The following is a 4,586-nucleotide window of genomic DNA, read 5'->3' on the forward strand; positions in this document are numbered from 1 at the left end:
GACGGTACCTTACCAGCCGTTGGTAGTAATGGTAGAGTAACTGCAGGTACTGGTGGTTATGATGGTCTTTCGGGTAATGAGCTTGTAGCAAGTGAAGTTGTATTAGACAACCCTCCAGGAGCAACCGCTGTTTATGTTGGCAATACAGTTACCATAAATGTAGATAGTGATAACCCTGTGCTAAACAGCACAACAACCTTTTCTGGTTCTTCTATGCCAGATTATACAAACCCAACAACTTCTACAACAGGTTTTACCTACCAGTGGCAAGTAAACTCAACTGGTGCTCCTACTGTTTTTACAGATTTAGCAGACAATGCTACCTATGATAACGTAACAAGTAAAATTTTAACCATAAACAACGCAACCACTGCTTTAGATGGGTTAACATACAGGGTTGTTGTAAAAAACACCGCATTAGTTTGTTATGAAGGTACAGTAGAAAGTACTTTAACGGTTAATACTACCTGTGTTGGTACAGTTGGTGGTTATGGAGAAGGCGATGATTTTGATGGAGATGGTATATGTAATCAATATGATGATGACGATGATAATGATGGTATTTTAGATACAAATGAATGTTATGATTTTATAGATGGAGTTCTATTTACAAATAGTTCAGATAGTAGTAGCTTAACTGTAGCAAATGCAAGAAACCAAAATCTTACTGCAGATATTAGTCATATGTGGGGTTTACCTACGGGTTCTATTATATTTACAGCTACCAATTACCATACAACTGTAAATAATGTTTATAGTGTAGCAACAAATGACCCAACTACTTTTACATTTACAGGTACCGTACCTGTTTTTGTAGAAATTCAACATGGTAGTGCTCTTACTAATGATGGACATCAAGATGGGCTTGTAAGTTTAGACGGTACAACGTATACTTTTACAACAAACACTCTAGATAGTGGATATATAACAGGTAACAATAATGGTACTTATTTTGTAGAGGTTGTAGAAGGCTCTGGTGTATCAACTAATTCAGGCGGAAATTTTATTTGGGAGTCAGATAGCCCAACTACTGCGGTTCAAACTTATACAACAGATGCAGTTGGTTATACTATTTCTGCACGTATCTATGTAAAACCTCAATGTCAAGATACAGATAACGATGGTATAGCAGACGATTTCGATTTAGATTCAGACAACGATGGTTGTAATGATGTTTTAGAATCTGGTGGTACAGATGCAGATGATGATGGTATTTTAGACGGTACCTTACCAGCCGTTGGTAGTAATGGTAGAGTAACTGCAAGTACTGGTGGTTATGATGGTCTTTCGGGTAATGAGCTTGTAGCAAGTCAAATTGTATTAGACAACCCCCCGGGAGCAACTGCTGTTTATGCTAATAATACAGTTACCATAAATACAGATAGTGATAGCCCTGTACTAAACAGCACAACAACCTTTTCTGGTTCTACACCAGATTACACAAACTCAACAACTTCTACAACAGGTTTTACATACCAATGGCAAGTAAACTCAACTGGTGCTCCTACTGTTTTTACAGATTTAGTAAGCGATGCTACCTATAGTAATGTAACAGGTCAAATTTTAACCATAAGCAATGCAACTACTGCCTTAGATGGTTTAACATACAGGGTTGTTGTAAAAAATACTGCATTAGCTTGTACTGAAACAGTAGAAAGTACTTTAACGGTTAATACTACTTGTGTTGGTACAGTTGGTGGTGTAAACCCTTCAGACGATTTTGATGGAGACGGTATATGTAATCAATATGATGATGACGATGATAACGACGGTATATTAGACACAATAGAAAATGAATGCAATAACAGTTTTGTGCAATATAATGTGTTGTCTGATTTTGGGTTAACAAATGGTATTGCCACTGGAGTAACAGGTTCTTATGATGCTAGTACAGACCTTGGCTTGCCTACAGGAAGTGTAATCATAAATTATGAAAATTTAAATTCATCATCAACAGGTGGGTTTATTACTGTATCTCAGACTTTAAACTCCACTATTACCCTTACAGGTACATTGGCACATACTGTGAAAGTTCAAATCAAGCATGGAGAGTTTTTGGCAGATGGTTTACATGAAGGATTTATAGCTTTAGATGGTGCTTCTTATGATTTGACCTCTACCTTAGAACCAGGTTTTATATCTTCTTATGATGTGGTTAGTAATACCTACTTAGTAACAGAGGATGGCACGAATACATCGGACAACAGCAATAATGGTGGAACTATTTGGACCTCTAATGGACCTGCGGCTAGTTTTAAGGTAATAGGTTCATCAACAGATGCAAGCACTGTCTTTAGTTTTTATCTTAGTCCCAGTCCATGCTTAGACTTTGATAATGATGGAATTATAAATAGCCTAGACTTAGATTCAGACAACGATGGTTGTAATGATGTTTTAGAATCTGGTGGTACAGATGCAGATGATGATGGTATTTTAGACGGTACCTTACCAGCCGTTGGTAGTAATGGTAGAGTAACTGCAAGTACTGGTGGTTATGATGGTCTTTCGGGTAATGAGCTTGTAGCAAGTGAAGTTGTATTAGATAACCCTCCAGGAGCAAGTATAGTTAATGCTGGTGGTTCAGTTACCATAAATGCAGATAGCGATATACCTGTACTAAACAGCACAACAACCTTTTCTGGTTCTACGCCAGATTATACAAGTGCAACAACTTCTTCAACAGATTTTACCTACCAATGGCAAGTAAACTCCATAGCAGCCCCTACCGTTTTTACAGATTTAGTAAGCGATGCTACCTATAGTAATGTAACAGGTCAAACTTTAACCATAAGCAATGCAACTACTGCCTTAGATGGGTTAACATACAGGGTTGTTGTAAAAAATACTGCATTAGTTTGTTATGAAGGTACGGTAGAAAGTACTTTAACGGTTAATGCTACTTGTACCGGTACAGTTGGTGGTGTAGCCCCATCAGACGATTTTGATGGAGATGGTATTTGTAATCAAGAAGATGCAGATGATGATAATGATGGTATTTTAGATGTAAATGAAATATGTCCTGATAACGTATCTGTAGTAGGTATTGGTTCAAGTCCAAAAAGTTATAATAATGTTAATGGTTTAAATGTACAGCACATTACATTAACCAATAGCCCTAATCCTGTTAATTGGAATATAGGTTGGCATTATGGTGATGCTATTAATGCTATTGGAAAAGAAATAGCTATTAATTTCTCAGTCCCAGTAATTTTATCATCAAATGGAACAGATTTTGAATTTAATAATATGGATATCCCAAGTAGATTTGGAGGTTTCTTTGTGGTGTATGAAGACAATACAAGAGTAAGTAATTTAGATTTTACATTTACAAACACTACTACAGATTTTACAAAGGCAACTGAAACAGATGGTAATTTTAGTATACAAACTAATTCAGGTCAAGCAGATGGTAATATGTCTTTTATTGGTTTAGATAGAACTAAATTGATAAAAAGTATGGGGTATACAGTTTATGCATTATCTGGTGGACATGCTAGTGAAGTAGTCAGGCCTTATTTTGCAGTACCCTGTGATACAGATAATGACGGTTTTCCAGATTATTTAGATAATGATTCAGACAATGATGGTTGTAGTGATGTTTTAGAGTCTGGCGGAGTAGATGATGATGCAGATGGTTATATAGACGGAACTGCACCTGCAGCTGCTAGTGATGGTACCGTAACAGGCACTACTGGTGGTTATGATGGTGTTACTGGTAATGAAATTATAGCAAGTCAAATGGTATTAGACAACCCTCCAGGAGCAACTACCGCTTGTGTTGGCGATACAGTTACCATAAATGCTGATAGTGATAACCCAGTACTAAATAGCACAACTACTTTTTCTGGTTCTACTCCAGATTATTCTGGTTCTTCAGACGTTACAACAGGTTTTACATATCAATGGCAAGTAAACTCAACAGCAGCCCCTACCGTTTTTACAGATTTAGCAGATGATGCTACCTATGATGATGTAACAGGTCAAACTTTAACCATAAACAACGCAACCACTGCTTTAAGTGGATTAACATACAAGGTTATAGTTAAAAACACTGCATTAGTTTGTACTGAAACAGTAGAAAGTACATTAACAGTAGGTGTAATACCTGTTGCTACAGTAAATGATGCTACTGTTTGTGTAGGAGAAATCAGTGAAACTTTAACGGTAACTGCTACTGTAGGTACACCAACGTTGTATACGATTGATTATGATGCAGCTGCCAATACAGCAGGATTTACAGATATTACAACAGATACAGCCATTTCAGGGGCTACTTATGTAATTCCATCCGCAGTAGCTGCAGGAACCTATAATGGAACACTTACTTATAAGACAGCCGATGGTTGTACAGGTACAGATGCTTTTACAATTACGGTAAATGCTTTACCAACAACACCAACAACGAGTAACTTAACCTATTGTGTAGGCGATACAGCCGCAGCAATCACCACAGCGGTAAGCGGAACTACAGGTACGCTTGCTTGGTATAGTGATGCAGCAGGAACGACCTCAATAACAGCACCAACGATCGATACAAGTTCAGCAAGTGCAGCGACTACATATTATGTAAGTCAAACCGATGGAAA

Annotated in this window: 1 protein-coding gene; it reads left to right on the plus strand. The window is 37.4% G+C overall.

Features of this window, described 5'->3' with window-relative positions; translation table 11 throughout:
- A partial coding sequence (locus tag Q0733_RS12750; protein WP_367276318.1) for a beta strand repeat-containing protein occupies positions 1-4,586 on the plus strand: 4,586 nt, incomplete at both ends.

Source organism: uncultured Polaribacter sp., from assembly GCF_947500975.1.
Taxonomy (GTDB): Bacteria; Bacteroidota; Bacteroidia; order Flavobacteriales; family Flavobacteriaceae; genus Polaribacter.